General features: G+C 74.5%; 4 protein-coding genes. 2 read left to right on the forward strand and 2 right to left on the reverse strand.

Going from position 1 to position 3,853, the window contains the following annotated elements; genetic code table 11:
- The coding region (locus AB0J68_RS28825) for a siderophore-interacting protein (RefSeq protein ID WP_363941629.1) at positions 1 to 819 on the reverse strand (819 nt) is incomplete at its 3' end.
- 4 nt (positions 820 to 823) lie between these two features.
- Positions 824 to 1,858, reverse strand: a complete 1,035-nt coding sequence (locus tag AB0J68_RS28830) for an ABC transporter substrate-binding protein (RefSeq protein WP_355065057.1) — start codon at positions 1,856 to 1,858, stop codon at positions 824 to 826.
- A gap of 229 nt (positions 1,859 to 2,087) precedes the next feature.
- Between AB0J68_RS28830 and AB0J68_RS28835 the strand changes: the two genes are divergently transcribed.
- Together AB0J68_RS28835 and AB0J68_RS28840 are read left to right on the forward strand one after the other, a co-directional pair.
- Complete coding sequence (locus AB0J68_RS28835; RefSeq protein WP_363941634.1) at positions 2,088 to 3,038, forward strand: iron chelate uptake ABC transporter family permease subunit; 951 nt, start codon at positions 2,088 to 2,090, stop codon at positions 3,036 to 3,038.
- Between the two features lie 49 nt (positions 3,039 to 3,087).
- Positions 3,088 to 3,853, forward strand: a 766-nt coding sequence (locus AB0J68_RS28840) for an iron chelate uptake ABC transporter family permease subunit (protein WP_363941632.1), incomplete at its 3' end; no start/stop codon positions are given.

The raw sequence follows: 3,853 nt of genomic DNA on the forward strand, positions 1-3,853 counted from the left end.
CTCCTCGGACAGCCCGCGCCGCCAGTAGCCGGCGAAGGTCACCCGTCGACGGTCGAAGCCGCGCTCGCCGACCAGGTGCCGGCGCAGCGCCCGCACCACGCCGGACTCGCCGGCGATCCAGGCGTACGGGTTACCGGCGGGCAGCCGGGCGGCGCGGAGCGCGCTGACCAGCAGGTCACTGCCGGGTGTGGTGCTGCCGCGCACGATCCAGCGGATCTCCGCGGCGGCCTCGGTGGGCAGCTCGGTGATGTCCGCGGCGTCCGGGACCTCGATCCAGGCACGGACCCGGGTGCCGGCGGGCAGCCAGGCCAGGATTCCGGCGGTGGCCGGCAGCGCGGTCTCGTCGGCGGCCAGCACCACGAGGTCGGTGTCGTCCGGCGGGCGGAAGCAGACGCTGCGGTTGTCGTACACTGCCGGGCCGAGCAGCAGCACCCGGTCGCCGAGCCCCGCCAGGCTGGCCCACCGCGAGGCGGGACCGGTGCCCCCGTGGCCGACGAAGTCGATGTCCACCTCGCCGGCCGCCGGGCGGTGCTCCCGGATGGTGTACGAGCGCATGACCGCGCGGACGTCCGGCGCAAGGGCCCGCCAGGCGCCGAACCAGTCCTCGCCCCGCTCGACCGGGACGACCGGGGCGTCCTGCCCGGGGTGCGGCAGGAACAGCGAGACGCTCTGGTCCCGGCCGCCGCCGGCGAAGTCGGTCAGCTCCGCGCCGCCGAAGGTGACCCGGATCAGCGAGGCGCCGACCCGCCGGGCCCGCAGGACGTGCGCGGCGAAGAAGCGGTACTGCAGGGCGACGGGTTCGCGGGTGCTGGTGCTCACGGCGTCAGCTGACCTTCTTCGCGTTCCGAATGGCGGTGGCGAGGTTCTCCAGCAGCGGCGCGGCGCCGGCGTACGAGAAGCGGGGCACCGCGTCCCACGGGGTCACCTGGTTGGCCCGCACGGCGGGCAGCTGCTGCCAGGTCGGCTTGGCGGTGAGGTCCTTGGGTTGCAGGGCGGTGCTGCGGTTGTCCAGCAGGATCAGGTCGGCGGGGAACTTGCCGGCGTTCTCCCAGCTGAGCGCCTCGAAGTAGTCGCCGGCCTCGAGCTTGGTGGGCACCACGATGTCGACGCCCAGCTCGGCGAAGTACATGAGGTCGGTGCTGACCTTGGGGTTGGAGACGTAGAACAGGTCGGGGCTGCCGGAGCAGGCCATCACCTTGATGCCCGGGTTGGCCTTGACGGCCTGTCGGACGGCGTCGGCGGCGGCGTCGAAGCGGGTCTTCGCGTCGGTGACCTTCTTGGCCGAGAGGTCCGCGCCGAGCGACTGGGCCAGCGCGGCGTACCGCTCGATGGGCTTGGTCATCGGCACCCGGGCGGTGGTGATCGCCACGCTGGGCGCGAGCGGCAGGATCTTGTCCTTGCTCTCGTCCGGCACGTACCAGAGGGCGTCCGGGTCGTACATGTGGGTGACGAGCAGTTCGGGGCGCAGGGCCGCGTACTTCTCCAGGCTGAACTCGCCCCACACGTTGCCGAGGATCTCGACGCCCTCGAGGTTCAGGTCGCCCGCCTGCGGGTCGGCCGTGCCGTCGGCGCGCTTGGTCTCCCCGAACACGCCGACGAGCTGCTTGTCGAGACCGAAATCGACCAGTGCTGCCGCCACTCCGGTGAAGGCCACCACGCGCGCCGGGCGGGCCGCCGCCTCGATCTTCTTGTTGCGGTCGTCGGTGAATGACCAGGGGCCACCGGCATTTCCGCTGCCAGCGGGCTTGGCGGCATCGTCCTTGCCGCAGCCGGCGAGCAGCGCGGCCAGCGTGGCGGCGCCGCCAGCGGCCAGCAGGCCACGACGAGAGAGGCGACGGGCGGACAGTGCATCGGGCATGGTGTCGTCTTTCGATCAGGGGAAGGTCGGGGTCGACCGGGACAGCGGAGTTAGGTTAGCCTAACCTCGGTCGTTGTCAACAGCGGTTCGCCGTGTCGCCACACCCCCGGAGCCCACACTGGACGCCACACCCACCGTCACCACGCTGGCACCCTCCGCGCCGGCCGGGTCGACGGCCCCTCCCCCGCAGCGACACCGGGCGGCCCGCGCCGCCGGCCTGCTCGGCGCGGTGACGCTGCTCGGCGTGATCCTGGTGCTCAGCATCGCGGTCGGCGCGAAGTCGTTGCCGCTCGCCGACGTCTGGTCCGGGCTGCTGCACCGCGACGCCGCCGAGTACGCGGTGGTGCACCGGATGCGCCTGCCCCGCACCCTGCTCGGGCTGCTCGCCGGCACGGCGCTCGGAGTGGCCGGCGCCGTGATGCAGGCCCTCACCCGCAACCCCCTCGCCGACCCCGGGCTGCTCGGCATCAACGCGGGCGCGTCCGCCGCCGTGGCCACCGCCGCCGCCTTCCTGGGCGTCACCGCCATCGGCGGGTACGTCTGGTTCGCGCTGCTCGGCGCCGCGCTGGTCACCGCGCTGGTCTACGCCGTGGGCGGCGGGCGTGGCGCCACCCCGGCCCGCCTCGCGCTGGCCGGCGCGGCGCTCAACGCCACCCTGTACTCGTTCGTGAGCGCGGTCATGCTGCTGGACACCGCCTCGCTGGACCGGCTGCGCTTCTGGACGGTCGGCTCGCTGGCCAGCGCGGACTCCGCGACCGTGACCCGGGTGGCGCCGTTCATCCTGGTGGGCCTGCTGGTCGCGCTCGGCGCCGCCCGTCCGCTGAACGCCCTCGCGCTCGGCGACGACGCGGCCCGGGCCCTGGGCGCCCGCCCGGCCCTGATCCGGGCCGCCGTGATCGTCGCGGTCACCCTGCTCTGCGGCGCGGCGACCGCAGCCTGCGGCCCGATCGTCTTCGTCGGCCTGCTGGTGCCCCACCTGGTACGCGCGCTGACCGGGCCCGACCTGCGCTGGCTGCTGCCGTACTGCGCGGTGCTCGCGCCGGTGCTGCTGCTCGGCGCCGACGTGCTGGGCCGGGTGCTCGGCCGGCCCGGTGAACTCCAGGTCGGCATGGTCACCGCCGTGCTGGGCGGCCCGCTCTTCCTCTGGCTGGTCACCCGGGGACGGGTGGCGCACCCGTGAACGAACGAACCAGCAGATGCGCCAGCGCGCAGCGAATCGGAGCGGTGACGTGACGGTTCTGCGTACCCCCGGTGGGTTGTCGGTGCGGTTCCGCCCCCGCGCCCTGGCCGTCGGCGTCGGCGCGGCGGTGCTCGCCGCCGGCCTCGGTCTGGTCGCGATGGGCAGCGGCGACTACCCGATGGGCCCGGCCGACGTGCTGCGCACCCTGACGGGCGGCGGCAGCGTGGCGGAGCAGTTCATCGTGACCGAGCTGCGACTGCCCCGACTGGTCACCGCCCTGCTGGTCGGCGCCGCGCTGGCGCTGGGCGGCACGGTGTTCCAGTCGCTGGTCCGCAACCCGCTGGGCAGCCCGGACATCCTCGGCTTCACCCAGGGCGCGTCGACCGGCGCGCTGGTGGTGGTCGTCCTGGGCGGCGGCAGCCTGGCCCTGGCCGGCGCCGCGGTCGTCGGCGGGCTCGCCACCGGCCTGCTGATCTACGCGCTCGCCTGGCGGCGGGGCGTGCACGGCTACCGGCTCGTCCTGGTCGGCATCGGCGTCGCCGCGATCCTCACCGGCGTCAACGGCTATTTGCTGACCCGGGCCCCACTGATGGACGCCGCCCGTGCGGTGCTCTGGCTCACCGGCAGCCTGGACGGGCGGGGCTGGGCCAACGCCGGGCCGCTGCTCGCCGTCACCGCCGTGCTGGCGCCGCTGCTGCTCGTCGCCTGCGCCCCGGCGCTGCGGATGATGGAGCTGGGCGACGACACGGCCAACGCGCTCGGCGTGCCGGTCCGCCGGCTGCGCCTGGTGCTGCTCGCCGCGGCCGTGCTGCTGG

The organism is Micromonospora sp. NPDC049580, from assembly GCF_040675595.1.
Lineage (GTDB): Bacteria > Actinomycetota > Actinomycetes > Mycobacteriales > Micromonosporaceae > Micromonospora.

Bases quoted from the DNA above. Each gene is read 5' to 3' on its own strand.
- AB0J68_RS28830 (WP_355065057.1), bottom strand. From the start codon at position 1,858: ATGCCCGATGCACTGTCCGCCCGTCGCCTCTCTCGTCGTGGCCTGCTG.